28 protein-coding genes and 1 tRNA gene are annotated in these 24592 nt (G+C 64.4%); 9 read left to right on the forward strand and 20 right to left on the reverse strand.

The features are described from left to right. Nucleotides 1-49: 49 nt before the first annotated feature. The 3 genes from ABIA45_RS11410 to ABIA45_RS11420 all read right to left on the reverse strand — a co-directional run bounded on the left by ABIA45_RS11410 (nt 50) and on the right by ABIA45_RS11420 (nt 3352). Nucleotides 50-628 carry a hypothetical protein gene (locus ABIA45_RS11410; protein WP_404652066.1) on the reverse strand — a complete coding sequence of 193 codons (579 nt, stop codon included), beginning with the start codon at nt 626-628 and terminating at the stop codon, nt 50-52. 76 nt (nt 629-704) lie between these two features. Continuing rightward, a complete protein-coding gene (locus ABIA45_RS11415) occupies nt 705-1682 on the reverse strand; it encodes an ABC transporter substrate-binding protein (RefSeq protein WP_157284552.1) in 978 nt (325 codons plus the stop codon). A gap of 47 nt (nt 1683-1729) precedes the next feature. After that, complete coding sequence (locus ABIA45_RS11420; protein ID WP_404652067.1) at nt 1730-3352, reverse strand: peptide chain release factor 3; 1623 nt, start codon at nt 3350-3352, stop codon at nt 1730-1732. A 158-nt stretch (nt 3353-3510) separates the two neighbouring features. Here ABIA45_RS11420 and sugE point away from each other — a divergent pair, with 158 nt between their 5' ends. After that, a complete protein-coding gene (sugE, locus tag ABIA45_RS11425) occupies nt 3511-3825 on the forward strand; it encodes a quaternary ammonium compound efflux SMR transporter SugE (RefSeq protein ID WP_157284551.1) in 315 nt (104 codons plus the stop codon). Here sugE and ABIA45_RS11430 read toward each other — a convergent pair. The 7 genes from ABIA45_RS11430 to ABIA45_RS11460 form a co-directional block, all read right to left on the reverse strand. Continuing rightward, nucleotides 3818-4822: an inorganic phosphate transporter gene (locus ABIA45_RS11430; RefSeq protein WP_271547091.1), complete on the reverse strand. Its 1005-nt coding sequence runs from the start codon at nt 4820-4822 to the stop codon at nt 3818-3820. The genes sugE and ABIA45_RS11430 overlap by 8 nt on opposite strands. A 9-nt stretch (nt 4823-4831) precedes the next feature. Then, nucleotides 4832-5476, reverse strand: a complete 645-nt coding sequence (locus tag ABIA45_RS11435) for a DUF47 domain-containing protein (protein ID WP_157284549.1) — start codon at nt 5474-5476, stop codon at nt 4832-4834. A 158-nt stretch (nt 5477-5634) separates the two neighbouring features. Continuing rightward, nucleotides 5635-6603, reverse strand: coding sequence for a branched-chain amino acid ABC transporter permease (locus tag ABIA45_RS11440; RefSeq protein WP_157284548.1), 969 nt, complete (start codon nt 6601-6603; stop codon nt 5635-5637). 1 nt (nt 6604) lies between these two features. Continuing rightward, nucleotides 6605-7468, reverse strand: a complete 864-nt coding sequence (locus tag ABIA45_RS11445; protein ID WP_036000843.1) for a branched-chain amino acid ABC transporter permease — start codon at nt 7466-7468, stop codon at nt 6605-6607. Between the two features lie 75 nt (nt 7469-7543). After that, entirely contained in the window at nt 7544-8764 is a 1221-nt protein-coding gene (locus tag ABIA45_RS11450) for an ABC transporter substrate-binding protein (protein WP_404652068.1), read from the reverse strand. A gap of 56 nt (nt 8765-8820) precedes the next feature. Then, complete coding sequence (locus ABIA45_RS11455; protein WP_036022650.1) at nt 8821-9567, reverse strand: ABC transporter ATP-binding protein; 747 nt, start codon at nt 9565-9567, stop codon at nt 8821-8823. Continuing rightward, entirely contained in the window at nt 9560-10315 is a 756-nt protein-coding gene (locus ABIA45_RS11460) for an ABC transporter ATP-binding protein (RefSeq protein ID WP_197958268.1), read from the reverse strand. The genes ABIA45_RS11455 and ABIA45_RS11460 overlap by 8 nt, the downstream gene beginning before the upstream one ends. Before the next feature lie 335 nt (nt 10316-10650). Between ABIA45_RS11460 and ABIA45_RS11465 the strand changes: the two genes are divergently transcribed. Further along, on the forward strand, nt 10651-11298 hold the full coding sequence (locus tag ABIA45_RS11465) for a hypothetical protein (protein WP_271547095.1): 648 nt from the start codon (nt 10651-10653) through the stop codon (nt 11296-11298). 3 nt (nt 11299-11301) lie between these two features. Here the strand turns inward: ABIA45_RS11465 and ABIA45_RS11470 are convergent, their stop codons facing one another. Beyond that, a complete protein-coding gene (locus ABIA45_RS11470; protein ID WP_036000881.1) occupies nt 11302-11661 on the reverse strand; it encodes an ArsC family reductase in 360 nt (119 codons plus the stop codon). Between the two features lie 105 nt (nt 11662-11766). On the opposite strand from ABIA45_RS11470, the gene ABIA45_RS11475 reads away from it, so the two are divergent. Then, nucleotides 11767-12138 carry a tRNA-binding protein gene (locus tag ABIA45_RS11475; RefSeq protein ID WP_157284543.1) on the forward strand — a complete coding sequence of 124 codons (372 nt, stop codon included), beginning with the start codon at nt 11767-11769 and terminating at the stop codon, nt 12136-12138. A 13-nt stretch (nt 12139-12151) separates the two neighbouring features. Here ABIA45_RS11475 and ABIA45_RS11480 read toward each other — a convergent pair whose 3' ends face one another. Together ABIA45_RS11480 and ABIA45_RS11485 are read right to left on the reverse strand one after the other, a co-directional pair. Further along, the gene (locus tag ABIA45_RS11480) at nt 12152-12856 is read right to left on the reverse strand and encodes a glutathione S-transferase family protein (protein ID WP_404652069.1); all 705 of its coding nucleotides are present in this window, start codon (nt 12854-12856) and stop codon (nt 12152-12154) included. A 77-nt stretch (nt 12857-12933) separates the two neighbouring features. Beyond that, the gene (locus ABIA45_RS11485; protein WP_275515944.1) at nt 12934-13080 is read right to left on the reverse strand and encodes a hypothetical protein; all 147 of its coding nucleotides are present in this window, start codon (nt 13078-13080) and stop codon (nt 12934-12936) included. A 166-nt stretch (nt 13081-13246) separates the two neighbouring features. Here ABIA45_RS11485 and ABIA45_RS11490 point away from each other — a divergent pair, with 166 nt between their 5' ends. Beyond that, nucleotides 13247-13456 carry a hypothetical protein gene (locus ABIA45_RS11490; protein ID WP_271547098.1) on the forward strand — a complete coding sequence of 70 codons (210 nt, stop codon included), beginning with the start codon at nt 13247-13249 and terminating at the stop codon, nt 13454-13456. 6 nt (nt 13457-13462) lie between these two features. Here ABIA45_RS11490 and ABIA45_RS11495 read toward each other — a convergent pair whose 3' ends face one another. Then, nucleotides 13463-14134 (reverse strand): DUF429 domain-containing protein, encoded by a 672-nt coding sequence (locus ABIA45_RS11495; protein WP_271547099.1) that lies wholly within the window; start codon nt 14132-14134, stop codon nt 13463-13465. An 899-nt stretch (nt 14135-15033) separates the two neighbouring features. Here ABIA45_RS11495 and ABIA45_RS11500 point away from each other — a divergent pair. The 3 genes from ABIA45_RS11500 (at nt 15034) to ABIA45_RS11510 (ending at nt 18049) form a co-directional block, all read left to right on the forward strand. Next, nucleotides 15034-15182, forward strand: a tRNA-OTHER gene (locus tag ABIA45_RS11500). A 90-nt stretch (nt 15183-15272) separates the two neighbouring features. After that, nucleotides 15273-16598, forward strand: a complete 1326-nt coding sequence (locus ABIA45_RS11505) for a TROVE domain-containing protein (RefSeq protein ID WP_404652070.1) — start codon at nt 15273-15275, stop codon at nt 16596-16598. Nucleotides 16599-16708: 110 nt separating this feature from the next. Continuing rightward, nucleotides 16709-18049 carry an RtcB family protein gene (locus ABIA45_RS11510; protein WP_404652071.1) on the forward strand — a complete coding sequence of 447 codons (1341 nt, stop codon included), beginning with the start codon at nt 16709-16711 and terminating at the stop codon, nt 18047-18049. 74 nt (nt 18050-18123) lie between these two features. On the opposite strand, the gene ABIA45_RS11515 is transcribed toward ABIA45_RS11510, so the two are convergent. From ABIA45_RS11515 to ABIA45_RS11540, 6 genes are all read right to left on the reverse strand, one after another. Next, entirely contained in the window at nt 18124-18645 is a 522-nt protein-coding gene (locus ABIA45_RS11515) for an RNA polymerase sigma factor (RefSeq protein WP_404541633.1), read from the reverse strand. Next, nucleotides 18642-18851 carry a DUF2892 domain-containing protein gene (locus ABIA45_RS11520; RefSeq protein WP_197958279.1) on the reverse strand — a complete coding sequence of 70 codons (210 nt, stop codon included), beginning with the start codon at nt 18849-18851 and terminating at the stop codon, nt 18642-18644. Before ABIA45_RS11520 ends, ABIA45_RS11515 begins: the two co-directional genes overlap by 4 nt. 94 nt (nt 18852-18945) lie before the next feature. After that, entirely contained in the window at nt 18946-20130 is a 1185-nt protein-coding gene (locus tag ABIA45_RS11525; protein ID WP_404652072.1) for a serine hydrolase domain-containing protein, read from the reverse strand. A 69-nt stretch (nt 20131-20199) separates the two neighbouring features. After that, the gene (locus ABIA45_RS11530; RefSeq protein WP_404652073.1) at nt 20200-20892 is read right to left on the reverse strand and encodes a GNAT family N-acetyltransferase; all 693 of its coding nucleotides are present in this window, start codon (nt 20890-20892) and stop codon (nt 20200-20202) included. 4 nt (nt 20893-20896) lie between these two features. Next, nucleotides 20897-21244, reverse strand: coding sequence for a Lin0512 family protein (locus ABIA45_RS11535; RefSeq protein WP_128262042.1), 348 nt, complete (start codon nt 21242-21244; stop codon nt 20897-20899). Between the two features lie 208 nt (nt 21245-21452). Next, nucleotides 21453-23108, reverse strand: a complete 1656-nt coding sequence (locus ABIA45_RS11540; RefSeq protein WP_404652074.1) for an acetolactate synthase large subunit — start codon at nt 23106-23108, stop codon at nt 21453-21455. A gap of 162 nt (nt 23109-23270) precedes the next feature. Between ABIA45_RS11540 and ABIA45_RS11545 the strand changes: the two genes are divergently transcribed. Both ABIA45_RS11545 and ABIA45_RS11550 read left to right on the forward strand, forming a co-directional pair. Continuing rightward, a complete protein-coding gene (locus ABIA45_RS11545) occupies nt 23271-24143 on the forward strand; it encodes a GNAT family N-acetyltransferase (RefSeq protein ID WP_404652076.1) in 873 nt (290 codons plus the stop codon). 54 nt (nt 24144-24197) lie between these two features. Beyond that, nucleotides 24198-24584, forward strand: coding sequence for an ester cyclase (locus ABIA45_RS11550; RefSeq protein ID WP_404652077.1), 387 nt, complete (start codon nt 24198-24200; stop codon nt 24582-24584). Nucleotides 24585-24592 lie beyond the last annotated feature (8 nt).

Here is a 24592-nt window from a genome sequence, read left to right on the forward strand (position 1 = left end):
CCCCCATCACTGAGGTATCATCGATTGGCCGATGGTCGCAACTCGCGCGCTATTTGCCGGGCTCCCGATTGTCGACATAACGGATTGCGATGGGTCGCCCGGCCAACGCCCCGCCGAGACCGCTGGTAAACTTCAACGGCAGACAGGCCTTCAGCGATGCATTGATGGCGTTCAGATAGGTCGTCCGGGTGTCCGCCGGCACACCCGTAGTCGCGTATGTGAGGCGCGGCGGACCGATCAGGCTGCCGTTCTTGTTGAAGCTGAAACGCACCGACATCTGCATGCCCGCGCGCGCATGGTCCGATGGCGGCGACCAGCAGCTGCGCAGCGCGGCGAAGAGGTCGCCGATCGTGTCGAGATCGTGATCGGGCTTCCGGTATTTGGCGCGGTCGGCTTCAGCGGGCACGCTCTCGATCGTGAGCTGGAGGTTCTGCCCGTAAGGGTAGTCGATCTCGGGAATGCAGGGGCCGGGCTCGAGCGGACTGCAATAGGATGGCGTGCAGGGCTCGCCGTCGAGCACGCTGCAAAGTTCGTGCGCGAACGGAATCGGATTGATCTGGCGTCGCTGCGCGTCGACGGCGATCGAGGTCATCGCCAGCAAGGCAAGAACAAGAATGCAGCGCCACATGTACCGGGACCGCAATGGCATTTGCAACAGGTGGCGACGGCTATAAAAGCTTCAAGGCTGGCCGCGATGGTTCGCTTCACTCGACAATTTGATCCGCTTGCGCCACCAGCGTGGGCGGTAAATTCAGCCCCAACGCATTGGCTGTCTTGAGATTGAGCAGGAACTGGAATTCATTCGGTTGTTGGACTGGCAAGTCTGCGGGACGGGTTCCTCTCAAGACGCGGTCGACATAATCCGCCGAGCGACCGACGAGCTGCGTAATCGAGACTCCGTAAGACATCAGCCCGCCGTCCGTGACGAAGGACGGGAACGGATACATCGCCGGCAGACGATGCGCGGCCGCCAAGTTCAGAATCAGTTGCCGATGAACGAGTGGAAATGCGTCGGGAAAGATCAGCAGCCCGCCGTCTGGCTGCTCTGCAAAGCGGGAGATCGCCTGTTCGAGCTCGGCGGCGTTGTGCGCCGGCGCCGGAACGAGCTGGAGCTGGACTGCCGGAATGGCCGCTTCCACGGACGGCATCAAGATCATGGGCGCCGTGCGCGGATTGAAGACTGCGGCAACCCGTCGTATCGCCGGGGCCGCCTGCTTGAGCAATTGCAGCCACTTGCCGGCCATTTCAGGCTCGAAAGTCGTGAAGCCCGTAATATTTCCGCCCGGCTTGCCCAGGCTTTGAACGAAACCGGCACCCACCGGATCGGCAACGACGGTGAAGATAATCGGCAAGGTCGGCGCGCGTCGCCTCAGGGCTTCCACGGACGGAGTGCCGATTGCCAGAAGCACATCCGGCCCCCACTTCACGAGCTCCGCCGCCTGGGCATCGGCGACATTCGGATCGCCGGCCCACCAGCGATACTCGATATGGATGTTGCGCTCCTGTTCCCAACCGAGCTCGCCCAGACGCTGTCTCAGTTTCTGGTAGCCGGCCTGGCTCTCCGGATCGCTCGCCCTGCCTCCCGCCAATACACCGATCCGCCGCACATTCCCCTGCGCGGATGTGCTCAGCGGATAGGCCGCCGCGCCTGCAGCGAGCATGATGAATTCGCGCCGCCTCATGACCGTCGACCTCGCTGTCCTGCTTCACGGAAAAGGTCTGGGAAAGATTACCCCTTCTTCTTGACATCCTTGACGTTGCTGAACTCGATGCCCTCGGCGCGCTCCTTGGTGTAGCCGAGGTAGAACTCGTTCCGGGCGAGATAGACGGGATCGCCATCGACATCATCGGCAATGCTCGAACTATTGGCGGCGATGAAGCTGTCGAGTTTTTTGCGGTCCTCCGAGGAGACCCAGCGCGCCAGCTGGAACTCGCTGACCTCGAACTCGACCGGCAGCGAATATTCCGCCTCGAGCCGGGCCTTGAGCACATCGAGCTGCAGCGCGCCGACCACGCCGACCAGCGCCGGGGCGCCGTCGCGGGGGCGGAACACCTGCACCACGCCCTCTTCCGACATCTGCTGCAGCGCTTCCTTCAGCTTCTTCGCCTTCATCGCGTCGGTGAGACGGACACGGCGGACGATTTCCGGCGCGAAGCTCGGCACGCCGACGAAGTTGAAATCCTCGCCCTCCGTCAGCGTATCGCCGATGCGCAGCGTGCCGTGGTTGGGAATGCCGACGACGTCGCCGGCGAAGGCTTCGTCCGCGACCGAGCGGTCCTGCGCGAAGAAGAATTGCGGGCTCGACAGCGGCATGCTCTTGCCGGTGCGCACGAGCTTCGCCTTCATGCCGCGGCTGAGCTTGCCCGAGCACAGGCGCGCAAACGCGATGCGGTCGCGGTGGTTGGGATCCATGTTGGCCTGGATCTTGAACACGAAGGCGCTCATCCTGGGATCGGTGGCCTCGACCTTGCGCTGGTCGCTGTCCTGCGCGCGCGGCTCGGGCGCGAACTTGCCGAGGCCCTCCAGGAGGTCTCCGACGCCGAAATTACGCAGCGCGCTGCCGAAATAGACCGGCGTCAGGTGGCCTTCGCGGAACGCGTCGAGCTCGAACGGCTTCGACGCCTCGGTGACGAGCTCGAGCTCGTCCTTCACGGCGGAGACGTCGAGATTGGCGTTGAGCTTGGCGAGCTCTTCGATCTCGATCTCGAGCGCCGCGCCGGTCTTGGCGCCGCCGCCTTCGAGCAGGCGCACGCCGCCATTGACGACGTCATAGGTGCCGAGGAAGTCGCGGCCGCGGCCGACCGGCCAGGTCATCGGCGTGGTGTCGAGCGCCAGCGTCTTCTCGATTTCGTCGAGCAGCTCGAACACGTCGCGGCTCTCGCGGTCCATCTTGTTGATGAAGGTGATGATCGGGATGTCGCGCAGACGGCACACCTCGAACAGCTTTCGGGTGCGCGCCTCGATGCCCTTGGCCGCGTCGATCACCATCACGGCGGAATCGACCGCCGTCAGCGTGCGATAGGTGTCTTCCGAAAAGTCCTCGTGGCCCGGCGTGTCCAGGAGATTGAAGACGAGGCCTTCGAACTCGAAGGTCATCACCGAGGTCACCACCGAGATGCCGCGCTCGCGCTCGATCTTCATCCAGTCAGATCGGGTGTTGCGGCGCTCGCCCTTGGCCTTGACCTGGCCGGCGAGGTTGATGGCGCCGCCGAACAGCAGCAGCTTTTCGGTCAGCGTGGTCTTGCCGGCGTCGGGGTGGGAGATGATCGCAAAGGTCCGCCGCCTCGCCACCTCGGCGGCAAGCGGGGAACGGGCCGGCGATTCGGCTGTGGTGGCGGCGATGTCGGACATGGCGGGAGCGTGTGGCAGGGAAAACGGGCCTGATCAAGCCTCATTTGGTGATTGCGAAGGTTTCCGGCCAGCCCCATATTCCCCTTTTGGGAGGACGACCTCCCTGCCCATCAGCACACCAGCCGCGGGGACGACCCTGCCTTGAATGGAGGGTCGCCATGGCCTGGAGCATCCTGTTCGTCGCCGGTCTCCTCGAGATCACCTGGGCCATTGGCCTGAAATACACCGAGGGCTTTAGCAAGCTTGTCCCGTCCGTGGTCACGCTGGTCGCCATGGCCGGCAGTGTCATCCTGCTCGGGCTCGCGCTCAAATCACTGCCGGTCGGAACCGCCTATGCGGTCTGGACCGGCATCGGCGCGGTCGGTACGGCGACGCTCGGCATGGTTCTGTTCGGCGAGCCGGCGACGGCCTTCCGCCTCGCCAGCATCGGCCTGATCGTCGCCGGCATCATCGGACTGAAGCTCGTCACCTGACGAGCTGGACCACCCACCAGGTCAGGGCGGCCACAATGGCCGAGGCCGGGATCGTGATCACCCAGGCATAGACGATGGAGCTTGCGACGTTCCAGCGCACGGCCGAGACGCGGCGGGCGGCACCGACGCCGACGATAGCGCCGGTGATGGTGTGGGTGGTCGAGACGGGAACCCCGAGATAGGTCGCCATGAACAGGGTCACCGCGCCTCCCGTCTCGGCGCAAAAGCCTTGCATGGGGGTCAATTTCGTGATGCGCAGGCCCATGGTGCGGACGATGCGCCAGCCGCCCATCAGCGTGCCCAACGCCATCGCCGCCTGGCAGGACAGCACCACCCAGAACGGCACCGAGAAGTCGCTGCCGAGATAGCCCTGCGAATAGAGCAGCACGGCGATGATGCCCATGGTCTTCTGCGCGTCGTTGCCGCCATGGCCGAGCGAATAGAGCGACGCGGAGACGAATTGCAGGATGCGGAAGGCGCGGTCGACCGCGAACGGCGTCGAGCGTACCGAGGCCCAGGACACGATCGCAACCAGCGCCATTGCGAGCAGGAAGCCAACCAGCGGCGACAGCACGATCGCCAGCGCGGTCTTGGACAGGCCGCTCCATACCGCGGCCGAAATACCGGCCTTGGCCAAGCCGCCGCCCACGAGCCCGCCGATCAGCGCGTGCGACGACGACGATGGAATGCCGAGCGCCCAGGTCACGAGGTTCCAGACGATGGCGCCGACGAGGGCTGCGAAGATCACCTGGGCGTCGACGACCGCGGGATCGATGATGCCGGTGCCGATGGTCTGGGCGACGTGCAGCCCGAACACCAGGAAGGCGATGAAATTGAAGAACGCGGCCCAGAACACCGCGAACTGCGGCCGCAGCACGCGGGTCGAGACGATGGTCGCGATCGAATTTGCGGCGTCGTGCAGGCCGTTCAGGAAATCGAACAGCAGCGCGACGGCGATCAAGCCGACCAGGACGGGAAGACCCAACGCGGCATCCACGGCGAGGCCCTACACCTGCTCGATGACGATGCTGTTGATCTCGTTCGCAACGTCATCGAAGCGGTCGGCCACCTTCTCGAGATGGTCGTAGATCTCGGCCCCGACGATGAAATCCATCGCATTGCCGTCGCGGTGCTTGAGGAACAGCTCCTTCAGGCCGATGTCGTGGAGATCGTCGACCCGGCCCTCGAGATTGCCGAGCTCCTCGGTGATCGCGGTCAGCATGGCGACGTTCTTGCCGATCTCCTGCATCAGCGGCAGCGCACGGCCGACCAGATTGGCGCATTCGATCAAGAGTCCGCCGATCTCGCGCATCGGCGGCTCGAAGCTGCGCACCTCGAACAGCATCACGGCCTTGGCCGTCTGCTGCATCTGGTCGATGGCATCGTCCAGCGACGTGATCAGGTTCTTGATGTCGCCGCGGTCGAACGGAGTGATGAAGGTGCGGCGCACCGCCGTCAGCACCTCGCGGGTGATGTTGTCGGCGTCGTTCTCGAACTGGTTGACGCGCTGGCAATAGACCGGCGTCTCCTCGCCCCCCTTGAGCATGCCCTGCAACGCGACTGCGCCCTGAATCACGGTCTGGGCATGCCGATCGAACAGGTCGAAAAACCGCTCTTCCCTGGGCAGGAACGCACGAAACCATCGCATCATGGGGGATAGGCTACCGGTTGGAAAATGGTCAGGCCCGCGAGGGCTGTCATAAAACTGTCATAGACCATTTTCGATCCGCGCGCGTGTCGTCTCACGCCCGCGGAGCCGGATCATCCACCGCTTTCGTGCATCAATGAAATTGATGCAATATCAGTTACTTAGAGCGAACGCCGGAGGTAATGCGCGATTTCGCCGACGACGCCGCGGCGGAAGGTGAGCACGCAGACCACGAAGATCACGCCCTGGATCACCGTCACCCACTGGCCGAAGCCCGCCAGATATTGCTGCATGGCGATGATCACGAAGGCGCCGACCACGGGACCGAAAACGGTGCCAAGCCCGCCGACCAGCGTCATCAGCACGACCTCGCCCGACATCGTCCAGTGCACGTCGGTGAGCGAAGCGTTCTGGGCCACGAACACCTTCAGCGCACCGGCAAAGCCGGCGAGCGTCCCCGACAGCACGAAGGCCAGGAACTTGTATTGGTCGGTACGGTAGCCGAGCGAGATCGCGCGCTGCTCGTTCTCGCGGATCGACTTCAGCACCTCGCCGAACGGCGAGTTGATGATGCGGAAGATCAGGAGGAAGCCGGCGAGGAAGCCGACCAGCACGACATAATACAGCACCGTCGGCTTGGACAGATCGAGCAGGCCGAACATGCGTCCCTGCGGGATGCCCTGGATGCCGTCCTCACCATGGGTGAACGGGGCCTGGAGATAGATGAAGTACAGGAGCTGCGACAGGGCCAGCGTGATCATCGAGAAATAGATGCCCTGGCGACGGATCGAGATGTAGCCGGTGACGATCGACAGCACGAACGCCGCGGCGACGCCGACGAGAATGCCGAGCTCGGGCGGCAGTGCCCAGACCTTCAGCGCATGCGCGCTGCAATAGCCGGCCGTGCCCAAGAACATCGCGTGGCCAAACGACAGCAAGCCGCCATAGCCGACCAGCAGATTGAAGGCGCAGGCGAGCAGCGCAAAGCACAGCGCCTGCATTACGAAGAAGGGGTAGACGCCCGTGAACGGCACCGCTGCGAGCAGCAGCGCCATCACAGCGAATACAATCATCTCGTCGCGCATCGCACGCGGGGTCACAGGAAGCGTGTCGTCCGTCAGGGTTGTCATCTCAGGCCGCCCTTCCCGTCAATCCCGTCGGCTTCACCAACAGCACCAGCACCATCAGCACGAACACGACGGTGTTGGACGCCTCGGGGTAGAAATACTTGGTCAGGCCCTCGATCACGCCGAGCGCGAAGCCGGTGATGATGGAGCCCATGATCGAGCCCATGCCGCCGATCACCACCACCGCGAACACGACGATGATGAGGTCGGCGCCCATCAGCGGCCGCACCTGGTTGATCGGCGCCGAGAGCACGCCGGCGAGCGCGGCAAGGCCGACGCCGAGACCGTAAGTGAGCGTGATCATGCGCGGCACGTTGATACCGAAGGCACGCACCAGCGTCGGATTTTCGGTGGCGGCGCGCAGGTAGGCGCCGAGCTGCGTCTTCTCGATCAAAAACCAGGTCGCAAGGCACACCGCCAGCGAGAACACGACGACCCAGCCGCGGTAGATCGGCAGGAACATGAAGCCGAGATTCATGCCGCCCCTGAGCTGGTCGGGAATGGCGTAAGGCAGGCCCGAGGAGCCGAAATAGTTCTGGAACACGCCCTGCACGATCAGCGCGATGCCGAAGGTCAGGAGCAGGCCGTAGAGATGATCGAGCCCGGTCAGCCATTGCAGCATGGTCCGCTCCAGGATCATGCCGAAGATGCCGACGATGATCGGCGCCAGCAGCAGCGCCCACCAATAGTTGATGCCGCCGAGGTTCAGCAGGAAATAGGCGACGAAAGCGCCCATCATGTAGAGCGCGCCATGGGCGAAATTGATGATGTTGAGCATGCCGAAGATGACGGCAAGCCCGAGACTGAGCAGCGCGTAGAACGAGCCGTTGATCAGTCCCACCAGTAGCTGAGCGTAGAGAGCCTGCATCGATCCCGCACCCGGTCCCTTCTATTCCTCAACAACAGGCCGGCACCGCTGCGCGCCGGCCCGCATCGTTCACCGTTACTTCTTCACCAGCGGACAGGCGCTTTCCGACAGCGGCCGGAAGGCCAGGTCGCCGGGGGTCGTGCCGATCAGCTTGTAATAGTCCCAGGGGCCCTTGGATTCCTCGGGCTTCTTGACCTCGAACAGATAGGCCGGATGCAGCTTGCGACCGTCCGCACGGATCGTTCCCTTGCCGAACAACGCATCGTCGGTCGGCATCTCCTTCATCTTGGCGACCACCTTGGCCCCGTCATGCGGATTGCCGCCCATCGCCTCCAGCGCCTTGAAATAGTGGAGCAGGCCCGAATAGACGCCGGCCTGCACCATCGAAGGCATCGCCTTGTTCTTCATGCGCTCGGAAAAGCGTTTGGAGAAGGCGCGCGTGCCGTCGTTCATGTCCCAATAGAAGGTCTCGGTGAAGTTCAAGCCCTGCGCCACCTTCAGACCGAGCGAGTGCACGTCGGTGATGAAGAGCAGCAGGCCCGCAAGCTTCTGGCCGCCCGAGACGATGCCGAACTCGGACGCCTGCTTGATGGTGTTGGTGGTGTCGCCGCCGGCATTCGCCATGCCGATGATCTTGGCTTTGGAGGCCTGCGCCTGAAGCAGGAACGACGAGAAGTCAGCGGTATTCAGGGGATGCTTGACGTTGCCGATCACCTTGCCGCCCGACTTCACCACGACCGCGGCGGTGTCGCGCTCGAGGGCATGGCCAAAGGCGTAGTCCGCGGTGAGAAAATACCAAGTGTCGCCACCCGCCTTCACCAGCGCCTGCCCGGTACTGTTGGCCAGCATATAGGTATCATAGACCCAGTGGACCGTATTCGGCGAGCATTGCGCGTTGGTGAGATCCGACGTCGCCGCACCTGTGTTGATCAGGATGGAATTCTTCTCTTTGACGATATTGTTCACCGCCAGCGCAACGCCGGAGTTCAGGACATCCATGAAGATGTCGACCTTCTCGACGTCGATCCATTGCCGAGCAATCGTGGAGCCGATGTCGGGCTTGTTCTGATGGTCGGCGGAGATCAGGTCGAGTTTCCAGCCCTTGGCAGCGAGCCCGGAATCCTCGATCGCCATCTGTGCGGCGACGGTCGAGCCGGCGCCACCGAGATCGGCATAAAGTCCTGAATTGTCGGTCAGCACGCCGATCTTGATGTTCTTGTCCTGCGCGACCGCGCCGCCCGCCACGCCGAGCGCCAGGGCCGTCCCGAGCAACATTGCCGAAATGCTGTGCTTCATAATCCGACCTCCCAATATTCCTTTGATAGTTACTCTCGATCGTCCGGCCTGCTCGGCTACACGCCGAGATAGGTGTGGAGCTTGTCCATGTTGGCGGCAAGCTCCGAATTGGAAAACCCGTCAATGATCTTGCCGTGCTCGACCACGTAGTAGCGGTCGGCGACGGTGGAGGCGAAGCGGAAGTTCTGCTCGACCAGGAGGATGGTGAAGCCCTCCTTCTTGAGCCGCGCAATGGTATGGCCGATCTGCTGGATGATGACGGGCGCAAGACCCTCGGTCGGCTCGTCCAGCATCAGGAAGCTCGCACCGGTGCGCAGGATGCGCGCGATCGCCAGCATCTGCTGCTCGCCGCCCGACAGCTTGGTGCCCTGGCTGTTCAGCCGCTCCTTCAGGTTCGGGAACAGCTCGAAGATCTGGTCGAGCGGCAAACCGCCTTCGCGGACCACCGGCGGCAGCATCAAATTCTCGCGCACGTCGAGGCTGGAGAATATGCCCCGCTCTTCCGGACAGAAGGCGACGCCCATGCGCGCGATCTTGTCGGAGGTCGCGCGGATGATCTCCTGGTTGTTGAACTTCACCGAGCCGGTGCGCTTGCCGATGATGCCCATGATCGACTTCAGCGTCGTCGTCTTGCCGGCGCCGTTGCGCCCGAGCAGGGTGACGACCTCGCCCGCGTTCACGTCGAAGTTGATCCCGTGCAGGATGTGAGACTCGCCGTACCAGGCTTCCAGGTTGCGGACTTGCAGGATGTTCCCGCCCGTCGCAGCCCTGGCCGGAGCCTCGGCGATCGCAGTGTCAGGCATGACCGGCTCCCAGGTAAGCTTCCTTGACGCGCTCGTCCTTGGTGAGCTCGGAGTAATGGCCCTGCGCGAGCACCTGCCCGCGCGTCAGCACGGTGATGATGTCAGAGAGGTTGGCCACGACGCTCAAGTTATGCTCGACCATCAGGATGGTGTATTTCGCGGAGATACGCTTGATCAGCGCCGCGATCTTGTCGATGTCTTCGTGGCCCATGCCGGCCATCGGCTCGTCGAGCAGCATCATCTCGGGGTCGAGCGCCAGCGTGGTTGCGATCTCGAGCGCGCGCTTGCGTCCATAGGGCATCTCGACCGCCGGCGTGTTTGCAAACTCGCTGAGGCCGACATCGTTGAGCAGCTCGCGGGCGCGATCGTTGAAGCGGTTGAGCACGGTCTTGGAGCGCCAGAAATCGAACGAGGAGCCATGCTGGCGCTGCAGCGCGACACGGACGTTCTCGAGCGCGGTGAGATGGGGAAACACCGCCGAAATCTGGAACGAACGGACCAGCCCCATGCGGGCCACATCCGCCGGCGCCATCGCGGTGATGTCCTGCCCCTTGTACAGGATTTTCCCGGCCGACGGCTTGAGGAACTTGGTCAGGAGATTGAAGCAGGTCGTCTTGCCGGCCCCGTTCGGGCCGATCAACGCATGAATGCTCCCACGGCGAACCTTGAGCGCAACGTCGCGGACGGCGAAGAAGCCCGCGAACTCCTTGGTCAAGCCTTCCGTTTCGAGAATGAACTCATCGGCCAAACAGTTTTCCCCCTGCCCGCGCGCGGCGCTGTCCTTGTTACTTCGGCTGTCCGGAGGACTTGCAGCCCACCGGGGCGCCGCCTCCGGGCGCGGAATATGCCGGAGGTGACGGGGGTTAGGCAAGGCGGAAAGCTGAGCAGGTCAGGCCTCCGGCCGGGGGCCAAATGCTCCCTTAGTCGGAGACGTTTCGATGTGTGCCTGCCCGGCCACCCGGTTCGCAAGGCACCGGCCATCAAGCTGTCGTTAACGGTCTTTCGTCTCCCGCGCCAGCCTTCATCGAAAATTTTCCCGCAGGCCTGATCATCCCGGGGTTTTCACGCGCGGAGAATATTGTCTTGGATTTTGCAAGCGCGGCTCCCTCCGTCGTCAAGTCGATCCGCCAGCGTGATCTCCTCAACACGTGGCTGCGACTTTATGCGCTCCAGAAGATCGCTCCGTCGATCTGGGAGTATCAGCCCGCGCGGCTCGAGGAGGAGCTGTTGGAGCTCATCTACTATACGGTGGAGCTTTCGACGCCGACGCCGCGCCTCGTCATCCAGAGCGAGGGCACCCGCATCTCGCGCGCCTATGGGCATACCGGAAAAGGCGTTTCGCTCGATGATTACGTCGGACCGCGGCTCGCGCCGCACGTGGTGCCGATCTATCATGAATGCGTCGCGCGCGGCCTTCCGGTCTACAGCGTTGCCGACGTCGACGACACCTATGGCCGCATCGTCGCGTATGAGCGGCTGCTGCTGCCGTTCCTGACCGACGGCAGGGTCAGCCACGTCATCGCGTCAGTAAAGACCTTCTGCGAGGACGGCGGCTTCGAGATCAAGAATCTGATGCGCGGAAATGACGCGCTGCCGCGCCCGAAGCTGCGGGCCGTGATCGATCGCGAGCTGTTTCATCGCGCCCCCGGCCGCATCGCACCCGCCGATCCGGTCGAGTTCTCGGACCAGCCGGGCCCCGCCATCTCCAACGAGATCATTGAGCTGAACTAGCCGTCAGCGCGCCTTGCCGCCGACCTCCTTGGCATAGATATCCGGCTTGAAGCCGACCAACAGCTTGCCGCCGATTTCGAGCACCGGCCGCTTGATCATCGATGGTTGCGCTAGCATCAAGGCCAGCGCCTTCTTCTCGGTGAGGCCTTCCTTGTCGGAGTCGGGCAGCTTCTTGAAGGTCGTCCCGGCGCGATTGAGCAGGGTCTCCCAACCGACCTTGTCGCTCCACTGCTTCAGCCTGTCCTTCTCGACACCCGCCGCCTTGTAGTCGTGAAACGCGTAAGCCACGCCATGGCCATCGAGCCAGGCGCGGGCCTTCTTCATGGTGTCGCAGTTCTTGATGCCGTAGATGATGGTGGGCAAGACGGTCCTCGCGCATGGCGTAGCGGTGATGTGCGTGGCGTTGTACGAAACTCCGCGTCGCGCGACAATGTCGCGAGACGCGTCACCCCACCGAACGGACATCCCATGCACGTCACCCACGATCCCGCAGCGGCGGCCGCACCGACCATCGACTTCGACACTTTCCTCGCGGTCGACGTCCGTGTCGGCACCATCGTCGACGCCAAACCGTTTCCGGAAGCGCGCAAGCCGGCCTGGCGGCTGTGGATCGATTTCGGCCCCGCCATCGGCGTGCGCAAGAGCTCGGCCCAGATCACCGAAAACCACCCGCTCGAAACCCTCGTGGGCCAACAGGTCGCGGCCGTCGTCAATTTCCCGCCGCGCCAGATCGGCCCGGTCGTCTCCGAGGTGCTGACGCTCGGCTTCCCCGATGCCGACGGCAAGGTCGTGCTGGTGCAGCCGAGCAAGCCGGTGCCGAACGGCGGAAGGCTGTTCTAGCCTCAGGGTCTTGTCAGGACCTTGCCGGAATGTTGAGCCCGCGCTGCACCGCGGGGCGCGCAAGCCCGCGCTCGAGCCAGGCGCCGACCGCCCTGAACTGACTGAACTCGACGAGATCGCCGGCGCCATAAAAGCCGATGAGATTGCGCACCCAGCCGAGCATGGAGATGTCGGCGATGGTGTAGTCGTCATCCATGAACCATTGCCGGCCGGCGAGATGCGCCTCCATCACGCCGAGCAGGCGCTTGGCTTCGGCGACATAGCGGTCGCGAGGCCGCTTGTCCTCGTAATCCTTGCCGGCAAATTTGTGGAAGAAGCCGACCTGGCCGAACATCGGCCCGACGCCGCCCATCTGGAAGTGCAGCCATTGCAGTGTCTGATAACGCCGCGCGGCATCCTGCGGCAGCAGCTTGCCCGTCTTCTCCGCGAGATATTGCAGGATCGCCCCGGACTCGAACAGCGGCAGCGGCCTGCCGCCGGGCCCGTTCGGATCGAGGATCGCCGGGATCTTGCCGTTCGGATTGAGCGAGAGGAATTCGGCGGTCTTCTGATCGTCCTTGCCGAAATCAACCGGGTAGACCTCGTAAGGAAGCCCGATCTCCTCCAGCATGATCGAGACCTTGACGCCGTTCGGCGTCGGCAACGAATAGAGCTGGAGCAGTTCGGGGTGCTTGGCGGGCCAGCGCCTGGTGATGGGGAAGACGGACAGATCGGGCATCGGGACTCTGGGTGCATGGACTGAGGCGTGCTCAATCTAGGCAAGATACCGCACCGCGCAAGTCACTTCCGGCTGTGCTAAGGCGGCAGTGTCGCCATCGCCACGAACGGGGGCATTGCTTCATACTGCAGCCGAGACTCGATGAACCGTTGACCCGTGATCAGCAGCAGGGCCGTAAAGGCGATCGCGAGCATCGCGGTCGCCAATTGGCACACGTCGTACATGGTATTTTATATCCCTCGACAGCCTCGGGCATAGAACGTCGGCTCAGGCGCCACGTTCCAGGCGGCAACAATATATTGCTATTTTTTCCCGATCTCGCTGCGACGGCATCGCTCTGTTCCGGCGGCTCCCAAAGGGACCAATGGCCGCCTCGCGCGTTGTCGCTCGATGAACATCGAGAAACGCGCCCTGCTCGACCACGCCGAACGCTGTCGCCGCGTCGCGAACGATCTCACGCACAGCAAAGCCGCGCAGCGGTTGCGGGCGATGGCCGACGAGTACGAAGCGCGAGCAACAAGACTGGACGAAGACGTCCGCTCGACGCCAAGCCGCAATAGTCGCTGCCAGCTGGAAGGTAAAGGCGAGCGGCAGGGCTGATCGCCTTCAGAAGTTGATCTCCATCCGTAGTCCGCGCGTATCGGCCGTGCCGTCACCAACGGATTGCGTGCTGTCGCGCGCTGCGACGGCGCAGGCACAGGCGTCGATGAGATCGTCGCGACCGATCCCGGTGCCGTGGCGAAGCGTGAGCCATCTCTCGACCTCAGTGAAGCCGCGGCCTCTCAAAAGCGCGATACGCTGTTCTCGCCCGCGCGGCGAGGTCTTCGGTTCGAGCCGCACGCGCCCTGCCAGATTCCAGAAGATCAATTCCGGATGCGCCTCGCCGATCGTCGCCTGCCGCGCCGGCGTCATGGCCTCGTCGACCTCCCTCATCTTGTCCCTGATATTCCACAGCTGCGCCGACACGCCCCTGCCCTCGCCTTCGTGCGTCCAGTAATGGCGATTGGCCGCCGCCATGTCCTGGAACGTCCAGAGGTCGCGGCGCGCGCCGAGAAACACGGCTGGGCCGATCAGTTCGCGTGCGCGCAAATCGCAGGCGCGGTAGCCGCTCGTGTTCAGTCCGATCGGCATGTCGACCATCGCGCGGGCGTGCGGGATTGCGAGCAGACGCATCAGGCTTGGCGAATAATCGAAGCCTTGATCGCCGCGCTCATCGATCCACGCTGCGACCCAGCCAAAGCGAAATCCGTCGAGCCCCAGATAGTTTTTGCAAGTCATGCGTCCGTCAATTTCAGTTTCCGCGCGCGTCTCGCTTGACATCCGCAAGTTGCGGGCGTATGTCCCGCGCCCTCGCAAGCACTTCCGTTTGCGACAGACACCATGAACCGAGCGATGTCGCACCGCTACGAAAGAATTGTCCGCATGCCGAATAGCCCAAAGCTGTTCGATTGCGCATACCCGGCTCATGGGAGCGATCTTGCCTGACCGCGAGATCGACAGTCCGCTTCTCACGGACCCTCCCGAGCCTGCCGCTCCGGAGGGTTTTTTGTTGCCCGCCGCGCGGCCCCACCGAACATCCCGGCAATGGCCGGAACGAGAGACCCGGATCTCGGGGCTCGCGCTGAGAAGGCGCGTGCCCAAGTGCGCGGGGCCTGCCGGAGGGAACGAGGCGATGAGCCGGACACCGATGGCAGAGCGAACCCAGAGGTTCGCAAGATGCGGCGCGTCGACAGCGCCGCGATCGAATTTTTGTAACTCGGTTTGCCGTGAGGGATCGCGGCTCAACCGACGCTGGTGGTGAAGATGTCGGATACTTCTCCACACGGCACAGCGGGTATGCCTCCCGCCTTTGACACACGCACCGGGATGCGGCCTCGGAAAAGGTACGCACGCGGCCCGGCGCAGGATCCGTCCGTGGAGGGCGGGAGACTGTGTTGTCGTCACTGAAAGCCGATATCGCCCGTTCCCCAGCGTACCCATCAAAGGCCGATGCGAGAGCATCGGTCAGGCGGTGGTGAACATGTCTGTTACTTCGTCAGTAAAACGACCGCCCGCAAGGGCAGCAACAGCATCGCCCGTTCCCCGCCAACCCCATCACGATCCGTGGTGAAGATTTCTGTTACTTCGCCTGCAACGCGAGAGGTCGCGGGTTCGAATCCCGCCCGGTGTCCCATGCACCGGTAGCTCAGAGGATAGAGCGCTTTCCGGCGAGCTTCGGCTCGTCGGGTACAGCAATCGCCCGTTCCCGGATCGTGTCCCTTAGCCACCGCCGGTGGTGAAGAGCGCTGTTACTTCGGTGTCGGAGGTTCAAATCCTCCCGGACGAAAGTCCGTAGCTCAGTGGGTAGAGCACGAACAGCCTCGCCTGTTCCCCGGCACCCCTTTTCATTCGCCCATCAACCCAAGAGGAGGCCATCATGGTCAGGCTCAACAAGATCGTTCGCGCCCTCACGCGGGAGGGTGCGCGCGCTGTGCGCTTCACCCCGGAGATGGAGCTGAAGCGCGCGCTGATGAACTGCCTCCTGTGGGAGGACCAGTTCTACGAGGACGGCGTTGCGATTGCCGACCGCATCAAGGCCCTCGTGCCCGAGGTCGCGCCGGAGCGCGTCGCGCAGCTCGCAATCGAGGCCCGCGAGGTGATGAAGCTGCGGCACGCACCGCTGCTCGTCATCCGCGAGATGGCGCGCAGCGAGAAGCACCGCACCCTCGTTGCCGACACGCTCGCCCAGGTGATCCAGCGTCCCGACGAGATGACGGAGCTGCTCGCGATCTACTGGGCGGATGCGCTGGGGCCGATGCAGCAGCGCAAGCGCCAGCCGGTCTCGGCGCAGGTGAAGAAGGGTCTTGCCCGCGCGCTGACCAAGTTCGACGCCTATCAGCTCGCCAAGTGGGACCGCGACGGCGCGGTGCGGATCAGGGACGTTCTGTTCCTGGTGCACGCCAAGCCGAAAGACGCCGATCAGGCGAAGGTGTGGAAGCAGCTCGTCGATGGCGAGCTCGCCTCCCCCGACACCTGGGAGGTTTCGCTCTCGGCCGGCAAGAACAAGCGCGAGACCTTCGAGCGGCTGATCGCCGAGCGAAAGCTCGGCGGCCTGGCGCTACTGCGCAATCTGCGCCTGATGCAGAACGCGCAGGTCCCGCGCGAGACCATCGCAGGCGCGATCGAGGCGATGCGGACGGATCGTATCCTTCCCTATCGCTTCATCACGGCGGCGCGCTATGCGCCGGACTTCGAGCCTGAGCTCGAGGCTGCGATGCTCAAGTCGATCAAGGACCATGTGCGGCTTCCGGGCCGCACCCGGCTCCTGATCGACGTGTCCGGCTCGATGTTCGCAACGCTCTCCGCGCAGTCGGAAATGACGCGCGCGGAGGCGGCGTGTGGCCTTGCCATTCTCGCCCGCGAGATCTGCGACGAGGTCGAGATCTTCACCTTCTCCAACGAGGTCGTGAAGGTCCCTCCCCGCCGCGGCTTCGCGCTGCGGGATGCGATCATCAACTCGCAGCCGCATGGCGGAACCTATCTCGGCAAGGCGGTGACGGAGATCGACCGCAAGGGCGATCGCCTCATCGTCTTCACCGACGAGCAGAGCCACGACCAGGTGCCCGAGCCCAAGGCGCGCGGCACGATCGTCAACGTGGCCTCGTATCAGCACGGTGTCGGTCATGGCGCCTGGACCCGCGTCAACGGCTTCTCCGAGGCCGTGGTCGCGTGGATCGCGGCGTCGGAGACGGCGTTGAACTGATGCGCAACGACAACGGCCCCGGACGCGAGATGCGCCCGGGGTCAGCGAAATTTCTGAAATGATCCGCCCGCCCCGTTATGGTGCGCGCGGAATGACAAGGATCTCGGACCATGCGACGACCCGATCCCTACATGGAACGCGCCCGCGAGCTCTGCCTCGCCGCCGGTGTCGATCCCGACTCGCGCGTCGGCGAAGGACGCGGCCAGCCGGCCTGGTGCCTGTACAAGGACGCCGCGCGCAAGGAGCATCTTGCCCGCGAGGCCAACGCGACCGCGAGCTCGATCGCCGCGTTCCGGACGCAAGACGCCCGTTTCCAGAATGCGCCGCTGAAGGTGTTCGGACCCCACGAGGAGGCGACGATTGCGCAGATGCGCAATTGCATGGCCATCGGCAACGTCGTCTCCGGCGTGATCTGCGCCGACGGCCATCTCGGCTATGCGCAGCCGGTCGGCGGGGTCATCGCCTATGAGAAGCAGATCAGCATCTCCGGTGTCGGCTTCGACATCGGCTGCGGCAACATGGCGGCCCGGCTCGACACGCGCTTCGACGACATCGCGGGGATCGCTCCCACGATCATCCGCGACGTCGCCAAGGTGATCTCGTTCGGCGTTGGCCGTGCCAACGCGGAACGGGCCGAGCACGACCTGTTCGACGACGGCGACGCCTGGCGCGAGAGCGACATGGAGGACTACCGCCAGAAGGCGGTGAAGCAGCTCGGCACGGTCGGATCGGGCAACCACTATGTCGACCTCATGCGCGACGAGGAAGGCTTCGTCTGGATCGGCGTCCACTTCGGAAGCCGCGGCCTCGGGCACACCTCCGCGACGCGCTACCTCAAGGCCGCCGGCGGCAAGGACGGCATGAACGTCCCGCCCGCCGTGGTCGACGAGGACAGCGAACTCGGCCGCCGCTACATCGCGGCGATGCAGCTCGCCGGGCGTTATGCCTATGCGGGCCGCGAGTGGGTGGTCGAGCGCGTCCGCCGGATCATCGGCGGCAGCGTCACCGAGAGCGTGCACAACCACCACAATTATGCCTGGCGTGAGACCCACGACGGCAAGGATTTGTGGGTGGTGCGCAAGGGCGCGACGCCGGCGTTTCCCGGCCAGAAGGGGTTCGTCGGCGGCTCTATGGGCGACGACGCCGTCATCCTCGAAGGCGTCGACAGCCCGGAAGCCAAGGCCTCGCTCTACTCGACCGTACACGGCGCCGGCCGCCTGTTCGGACGACGCGAGGCGAAGCGGCGCTTCTCGCGCGAGGAGATGGACCGCTGGCTGAACGAGCGCGGCGTCACCTTGATCGGTGCTGACCTCGACGAGAGCCCGATGGCCTATCGCCGCCTGCCGGACGTGCTGGCGCAGCATGCCGGCACCGTGCGCGTGCTGCACACGCTACGGCCGTTCGCCGTCGCCATGGCCGGCGAAGGCGAGTTCGATCCTTGGAAGGACTAAAGCGAAACCGTGGGCGGGAGGCGACGTCTCCCGCCCACGTCACTCCATTTTTTTCCTTTGAATCCGGTCGTCTCTCATCTCGTCAGATATTCGCGCATCAAGGCGCGGGCGCGATGCAGCCGCGCCTTCACGGTCTGCCTGCTCGCGCCGAGCGTGGCGGCAATCTCGTCGATCGTCATTTCCTTGACGTCGCGCATCAGCGCGACATCGCGATAGTGCGGCGGCAGGGCCCCGAAGGCCGCGGCGACGTCGAGCCGCAGATCGGCCTCGGGGCGCAACAGCAGTGCGGCCTCCGCCTCGGCGCCATCGACCGCCGGCACAAGGCCGGTCCGGCGCGCGAGCCGCAGGCATTCGCGCCGGACCACGCTGAACAGCCAGGCCGACAATGCCAGCAGCGAACGAATGGTGCCGACGTGGCGGAACAGGATCCACAGCGCCTCCTGCGTCGCATCCTCGGCGTCCGCCGAGCTGCGGCAGGTCGCGCGCGCATAGCGACGGATGTCCGGCTGCGTCGTCTCGAGCAGACGCGCAATCGCCTCGGCATCGCCGAGCCGCGCGGCCTCGAAAAGATTTGGCGAGATCGCCGCCGCGCTCACGACATCCCTCCCTTGCCGATGCCTGCCATCGCGCACATCGGGCAATAACCGACAAGACCGGTCAGTGCGAAACCGGCGCCACCGAGCGCGACCAGCCATGCCGTCGCGCCGGCAAGATAAACGAACGCCGCAGCCGCCACCGCAATCCCCAGGACGACCCGCACCGCCTGATGCAGTCCGCCGATGTTCTTTCGATAGAATCCCATCACATCCTCCGATATGGGCCGAGACCGATTGCCTCGACCAACAAGAGGACGCGACGGCCAAGAAGGATTCGCGCTGACGGAAGATTTTTTGCGATCAGGCTCCGACCGCCTGATAGGCCAGGCGCTTGAACTCGAAGAAGAACGGATTCCAGAAGCCCATATAGCGCTGGGCCATCAGCACGCCCGCCGTATTGGCCTCGGGGCAAATCCACCAATGGGTGCCGGCCAGGCCGCCCCATTGGAATTCGCCGGTTGAGTTCGGCGGATCGAGCGGTGTCGGCGCGAAGGTGACGGCGCCGCCGAGACCAAAGCCCTTGCCGGGAATCGGCCCGAGATTGGCGAATCGGATAGTCTGGCCTGCGGGCAGCTGGTTCGTCATCATCTGCCGCAGCGTCTCCGGCTTCAGTAGCGCATCCGACCCGGGCAGCAGCGCACGCAACAGTGCGAGCATGTCCGGCAAGGTCGAGACCAGACCGCCGCCGCCCGAGAGCCGCGGCAGCGGCCGCCGGTAGGCTTGCGGGTAAGGCAGATGGTCGGCCCGCGTGAGGCCGGGCTTCATGGGGTCGAGCACGTCGGCGCCGTTGTAGAGCGCGACCAACCTGCCCTGCTGTGTCTCGGGGACATAAAAGCCGGTATCGGTCATGCCGAGGGGATCGAAGATGCGCGCCCTCAGGAAGGCATCGAGCGGCTGGCCCGAGACGACCTCGACCACACGGCCGAGCACGTCGGTCGCCACGGAATATTCCCAGGCCGTGCCGGGGTGATAGGACAGCGGCAGATCGGCGAGCTTGTCGATCATGTCGCTGAGCGGCGTCAGCGGATTGAGCACCCGCGCCTCGTTGTAACCCTTGAACAGCACCGTGCCGGGATCGAAGATGCCGTAGCTGAGGCCGGAGGTGTGGGTCAGCAGCTGGCGGATCGTGATCGGGCTCTTCGCCGGCTCGACATCGGCAAGGCTCGAAGCGCCCTGCTTCAGCACCTTGCGACTGCCGAGTTGCGGCAGGAATTTTTCGACTGCGTCATCGAGGCCGATGCGGCCTTGCTCGACCAGCAGCATGATCGCGCAGGTGACGAAGATCTTGGTGTTGGAGAACGCGCGGAAGATGTGGTCTGGCCGCAACGCAGTATTGGCCTCGCGGTCGGCAAAGCCGACGCATTGCTGATCGACCACCTCGCGGCCGCGCAGCACCGCCCAGGATACGCCGGGAATGATCTCCTGATGGACGTAGCGCTGCATCGCCGTCCGTACGGCGGAAAAATCAGGCGTCCTGGCGTCCATGTGCTCCCCCCAATTGTGGTTGAGATCGATATAGCGCGATTTCTCAGGATATGAAGCCCACGGTGCAGCTCATCCCTGCTTCATCAGCACGGTTACCTGCAGGCGGCGCCGTATCCGCATGCCCTGCCGCTGGTACAGCGCGATGGCAGACGTATTGCTCGCGAACACGTGCAGGAACGGAATTTCGCCGCGCGCCTCGATCTGCCGCGCGATGGCGGCAAGCAGCGCCTGTGCGTATCCGCGACCGCGATGATCGGGATGCACGCAGACCGCCGTCATCTCGGTGAAATTGCCGGGCTTCATCCGCTCGCCGGCCATGGCGACCAGCTCGCCGCGGGCACGGATGCCGAGGAAGGTGCCGAGCTCGTGCGTCCGCGCCGCGAAGGGCCCAGGCTTGGTCAGCTCGGTCAGCGCCATCATGGCGGGAACGTCAGTCGCGCCGAGGCGGACAATCTCGGCATCGTGCAGCGAGGCGTCGGCGGGCGAGCCGATCATCTGCTCGCCGGGCTCGGCGAGCAGCACCTTGAAGCCGGCGGGAATTTCGACCGGCTCGGGCGTGAACAGCACCGCAACTTGCGAGCCCGACATGAGATCGCCGAGCGCCGCAAAACTCGTTGCGGACATGTCCGCCAGATCGGCAAATGGCGCCATGTCCACGGGATAGCGCAGAGCCCGCGGGCCGCCCTCGGCGAGATGCTTCTGGCTCGTCGTCAACGCGCTCCAGATCGGGCGATCCAGCAGCGCTTCATCACTCGCGGACATCGGCCTAATCCTTGTCGAAGCTGACGATCACGGCCGCATTGGCGATCAGGATGGGATCGTTGGCCACTTCCGTGGCCGAGGGGATCTCCAGCCCGCCCTTGACCGCAGTGACGGTCACGGTGCCGTAAGGCAGTTCCTTGGCGACGGCTTCCTTGTCGACGGCTTCTGGATTCGGCACGCCGATCGTGACGTCCACGAACATGTCGTTCGCGGTCTTGCCGATCATCCGGAAGAAGCCGAGGCTGGAATGCCTGATGGCGTCCGACACCGCGCGCTTGGCCGCCTTGGTGGCGTCCCTGCCGTGGACGTCGACGCCCATGCCCATCTCGGTGACGCAACGAATGCGGGTCATTTCATATTCCTGTGGTTGGTGAGTGTTTGAGAGTGTCGGCGATCGGGCATGCGAGACAAGTGTGGTTGTCGGATCGACGGAGGGTCTCCGCCACAGTCTCCGTCATTGCGAGCGCAGCGAAGCAATCCAGACTGCCACCGCGGAAAGATTCTGGATTGCTTCGCTGCCGCTCGCAATGACGAATGTGGAAATAGCTCGCATCGTCAAATCACGCTTTCGCCTTCTCATGCGACCGCAACTCGTCGACGAGTACGCGCACGTTCTCCGAATAATCGATCGGGATCGAGACCAGATGCACGCCGCCCTCCCTGAAGGCGGCATCGAGCGTCGGGCCGAAGCTGTCGATGCTTTCGATGCGGTGACCTTTGGCGCCATAAGCCCTGGCGTACAGCGCAAAATCCGGATTGCCAAAAGTCATGCCGTAATCGGCAAAGCGGTCGACGGCCTGCTTCCAGCGGATCATGCCGTAGGCGTTGTCCTCCAGCACCAGCACGACTAGGTTGAGCTTGAGGCGGACCGCCGTCTCCATCTCCTGGCTGTTCATCATGAAGCCGCCGTCGCCGGCAACCGCAAGCACACGGCGGTCAGAATAGAGCATCGCGGCCATCATCGCCGACGGCAGGCCGGCGCCCATGGTCGCCAGCGCATTGTCGAGCAGCAGCGTGTTGGCGACGCGGGTGCGATAGTTGCGCGCGAACCAGATCTTGTACATGCCGTTGTCGAGCGCGACGATGCCGTTCTCCGGCATCACCTGGCGGATGTCGTGCACGATACGCTGCGGCGTCGGCGGCCAGCGCGCCTCGGTGGCGCGATCGGCGATGTGAGCAAGGATTTCCTCCCGCAACGGCAGCAGCGCCGCCGCTTGCGGCAGCTTGCCTTCGAGCCGATCCGCCAGCAGCTCCAGACTCGGGCCGACGTCGCCGACGACCTCGGCGTCCGGAAAGTAGACCTGCTCGACGCTCGCCGGCGTGTAGCTGACGTGAATCACCTTCGGCCCCGAAGGGCCCATGATGAATGGCGGTTTCTCGATCGGGTCGTGGCCGATTGCGACGATCAGGTCGGCCGCGTCAATGGCATCGTGCACATAGTCGCGCTCGGACAAGGCGGCAGTGCCCATGTAGAGATTGGTGCCGCCAGGCACGGTGCCCTTGCCCATCTGCGTCGTGAAGAACGGAATGCCGGTCCGCCGCACGAAGCTTGCGATGCCGTGTGTCGACCGCGGCCGGCTGGTCGCAGCGCCCATCATCACCAGCGGGCGCCTTGCGGCCATGATCATCTCGGCGGCGCGGTCGAGCGCGGCGCGATGAGCAATCGGGATTTCGATCGGGTGAACGGGGATCACCGGGACATCAGGCACTTCGTCGCCGGCAACGTCTTCGGGCAGTTCGAGATGCACCGGCCCGGGCCGCTCCTCCATCGCGACGCGAAAGGCGTCGCGCACCACGGTTGGAATGCTGGAGGCGCTGACGATCTGCCGCGACAGCTTGGTCAGCGGCTTCATGGTCGCGACCACGTCCACGATCTGGAAGCGGGCCTGCCGGCTGCTCATGATCGGCTTCTGGCCGGTGATCAGGATCATCGGCATGGCACCGAGATGCGCATAGGCGGCGCCCGTCGACAGGTTGAGAGCACCCGGGCCGAGCGTCGACAGACAAACGCCGGGCTTGCCGGTCAGCCGCCCGTGGGTTGCGGCCATGAAGGCCGCGGCCTGCTCGTGGCGGGTCAGGATCAGCTCGATTCTCGAAGCACGCAGCGATTCGACAAGATCGAGATTCTCTTCGCCGGGAATGCCGAAGATGCGGTCGACACCCTCATTCTCCAACGCCGCGACGAAAAGGTCCGATCCCTTCGCTTTGCGTTCCATCCCGCCCAATGTCGCCTCCGCTCGTTGTGAATTCAGACTCCCCGAGCGGCCGCATGGTAACGGCTCGCGACCCGAGAACAACTCACAAAGAGGCGCGCAACTGCAACTCGATCAGCTCTCGCTCGATTGACAAGCCGCGATACCTGACTAAAGTCAGATATCATGCTCGATCCCGCCGCCCGCGTCCGCCGCTTCAACCGCGCCGTCACCTCTGCCGTCGGAGCACTCGATACGTCGTTTCTCGGGCGCGGCCGGCCGCTGAGTGCCGCGCGCGTGCTCAATGCGATCGGGCACGGGCGATCGGACGTGGCGGAGATCCGCGACTATCTCGGTCTCGATTCCGGGCTGATGAGCCGGCTGCTCCGCAGCCTCGAGGACGAAGGGCTGATCGAGACCATCGCGCACGAGGACGATGCGCGGCGGCGTATGGCAAAGCTGACGCGGGCGGGCCGGCGCGAGTTCACAGCCTACGAGGCACTGTCCAACGCGCAGGCCGAAGGCCTCCTCGCGCAACATTCGCAACGCGATGCGTTGCTGGCGGCGATGGACCTGATCGCCTCCGCGCTGACGCGCGAGCGCGTCGCGCTGGACGAGATGGATCCGCGCTGCGAGCAAGCGCGCTACTGCCTCGGCGAGTACTATGCCGAGCTCGGCCGCCGCTTCAGCCAGGGCTTTGACGTCTCGCTGTCACGCGACCCCGACGCCAAGGACATGCGCCGGCCGCGCGGCACATTCCTCGTTGCGATGTCGGATACGCTGCCGATCGGCTGCGTCGGCTTGAAGGGCACCGATCACGGCTACGCCGAGATCAAGCGGCTGTGGGTCGCGCCCGCCGCGCGCGGGTTGCGGCTCGGCCGCCGCCTGATGGATGCGGCCGAGAGCGCCGCGCGCGAGTTCGGAATCGCGCTGCTGCGGCTCGACACCAACAGCGCACTGCCCGAAGCCGGCCGGCTCTATCGCAGCACGGGCTGGCGCGAGATCCCGCGCTTCAACGACGATCCCTATCCGGACCTCTTCTTCGAAAAGCGCCTCTGACGCTGGACCGGTTCGCGGTCCTCGCGCGTTGGTCGAGGCCGTGGGAGCTTCGATATGATGAGAGACGACCTCGCCGACATCTACCGCGCCTACATCGCTTGCCTGAATCGGCGGGATTGGCCGGCGCTCGGACAATTCGTGCATGATGATGCCGCCCACAACGCGCGGCCGCTCGGGCTCGACGGCTATCGCGCGATGCTGGAACGGGATGTTCGGGAGATCCCCGATCTGCAGTTCCAGATCGAGATGCTGATCTGCGATCCTCCCCGCATCGCCGCCCGATTGAAGTTTGACTGCACGCCGGTCGGGGCATTCCTCGGTCTTGCCGTCAACGGGCGGCGCGTGTCCTTCTGCGAAAACGCCTTCTACGAATTTCACGAGGGCAAGATCCGGCAGGTCTGGTCGGTGATCGACAAGGCCGCGATCGAGGCGCAGCTGTGACGCCGCGC

Source organism: Bradyrhizobium sp. USDA 336 (assembly GCF_044908355.1).
Classification (GTDB): domain Bacteria; phylum Pseudomonadota; class Alphaproteobacteria; order Rhizobiales; family Xanthobacteraceae; genus Bradyrhizobium; species Bradyrhizobium yuanmingense.

Coding starts and splice junctions, on each gene's coding strand:
- ABIA45_RS11410 (WP_404652066.1), bottom strand. CDS start 628: ATGTGGCGCTGCATTCTTGTTCTTGCCTTGCTGGCGATGACCTCGATC.
- ABIA45_RS11415 (WP_157284552.1), bottom strand. CDS start 1,682: ATGAGGCGGCGCGAATTCATCATGCTCGCTGCAGGCGCGGCGGCCTAT.
- ABIA45_RS11420 (WP_404652067.1), bottom strand. CDS start 3,352: ATGTCCGACATCGCCGCCACCACAGCCGAATCGCCGGCCCGTTCCCCG.
- sugE (WP_157284551.1), top strand. CDS start 3,511: ATGGCCTGGAGCATCCTGTTCGTCGCCGGTCTCCTCGAGATCACCTGG.
- ABIA45_RS11435 (WP_157284549.1), bottom strand. CDS start 5,476: ATGATGCGATGGTTTCGTGCGTTCCTGCCCAGGGAAGAGCGGTTTTTC.
- ABIA45_RS11440 (WP_157284548.1), bottom strand. CDS start 6,603: ATGACAACCCTGACGGACGACACGCTTCCTGTGACCCCGCGTGCGATG.
- ABIA45_RS11445 (WP_036000843.1), bottom strand. CDS start 7,468: ATGCAGGCTCTCTACGCTCAGCTACTGGTGGGACTGATCAACGGCTCG.
- ABIA45_RS11450 (WP_404652068.1), bottom strand. CDS start 8,764: ATGAAGCACAGCATTTCGGCAATGTTGCTCGGGACGGCCCTGGCGCTC.
- ABIA45_RS11455 (WP_036022650.1), bottom strand. CDS start 9,567: ATGCCTGACACTGCGATCGCCGAGGCTCCGGCCAGGGCTGCGACGGGC.
- ABIA45_RS11475 (WP_157284543.1), top strand. CDS start 11,767: ATGCACGTCACCCACGATCCCGCAGCGGCGGCCGCACCGACCATCGAC.
- ABIA45_RS11480 (WP_404652069.1), bottom strand. CDS start 12,856: ATGCCCGATCTGTCCGTCTTCCCCATCACCAGGCGCTGGCCCGCCAAG.
- ABIA45_RS11485 (WP_275515944.1), bottom strand. CDS start 13,080: ATGTACGACGTGTGCCAATTGGCGACCGCGATGCTCGCGATCGCCTTT.
- ABIA45_RS11490 (WP_271547098.1), top strand. CDS start 13,247: ATGAACATCGAGAAACGCGCCCTGCTCGACCACGCCGAACGCTGTCGC.
- ABIA45_RS11495 (WP_271547099.1), bottom strand. CDS start 14,134: ATGACTTGCAAAAACTATCTGGGGCTCGACGGATTTCGCTTTGGCTGG.
- ABIA45_RS11505 (WP_404652070.1), top strand. CDS start 15,273: ATGGTCAGGCTCAACAAGATCGTTCGCGCCCTCACGCGGGAGGGTGCG.
- ABIA45_RS11510 (WP_404652071.1), top strand. CDS start 16,709: ATGCGACGACCCGATCCCTACATGGAACGCGCCCGCGAGCTCTGCCTC.
- ABIA45_RS11520 (WP_197958279.1), bottom strand. CDS start 18,851: ATGGGATTCTATCGAAAGAACATCGGCGGACTGCATCAGGCGGTGCGG.
- ABIA45_RS11525 (WP_404652072.1), bottom strand. CDS start 20,130: ATGGACGCCAGGACGCCTGATTTTTCCGCCGTACGGACGGCGATGCAG.
- ABIA45_RS11530 (WP_404652073.1), bottom strand. CDS start 20,892: ATGTCCGCGAGTGATGAAGCGCTGCTGGATCGCCCGATCTGGAGCGCG.
- ABIA45_RS11535 (WP_128262042.1), bottom strand. CDS start 21,244: ATGACCCGCATTCGTTGCGTCACCGAGATGGGCATGGGCGTCGACGTC.
- ABIA45_RS11540 (WP_404652074.1), bottom strand. CDS start 23,108: ATGGAACGCAAAGCGAAGGGATCGGACCTTTTCGTCGCGGCGTTGGAG.
- ABIA45_RS11545 (WP_404652076.1), top strand. CDS start 23,271: ATGCTCGATCCCGCCGCCCGCGTCCGCCGCTTCAACCGCGCCGTCACC.
- ABIA45_RS11550 (WP_404652077.1), top strand. CDS start 24,198: ATGATGAGAGACGACCTCGCCGACATCTACCGCGCCTACATCGCTTGC.